A 261-nucleotide genomic window follows, 5' to 3' on the forward strand; every position below is an offset into this window, starting at 1 on the left:
GTAGTGCACCTCGGCGTCGGCATAGCGCTGGTCGTAGACCTGCCCGATGTTGATGTTGGGGATCGGCTGGCGCTCTGGCATGGCGATCTTCTCTTTGTTGTTCTTCCCGGCTGCGCACGCAAGCCGTCGCGGGCTTCCGTATACCGCAGACGGCGCCTCTTGCCACCTCCCCGGGACGAATGGCGCAGCAACCGGGGTTGACGATCATTAACATGTTAAATATAACGTTAACACATTAACGAGTTTTCGCCAGGACGGCCC

At 58.6% G+C, this 261-nt stretch carries 1 protein-coding gene; it reads left to right on the top strand.

Annotation, left to right across the window (positions count from 1 at the left end):
• The coding region (locus tag ACLJNW_RS26115; protein ID WP_410961492.1) for a hypothetical protein at positions 1-201 on the top strand (201 nt) is incomplete at its 5' end.
• Positions 202-261 lie beyond the last annotated feature (60 nt).

Source organism: Salmonella sp. SAL4457 (assembly GCF_046548235.1).
Lineage (GTDB): Bacteria > Pseudomonadota > Gammaproteobacteria > Enterobacterales > Enterobacteriaceae > Salmonella > Salmonella enterica.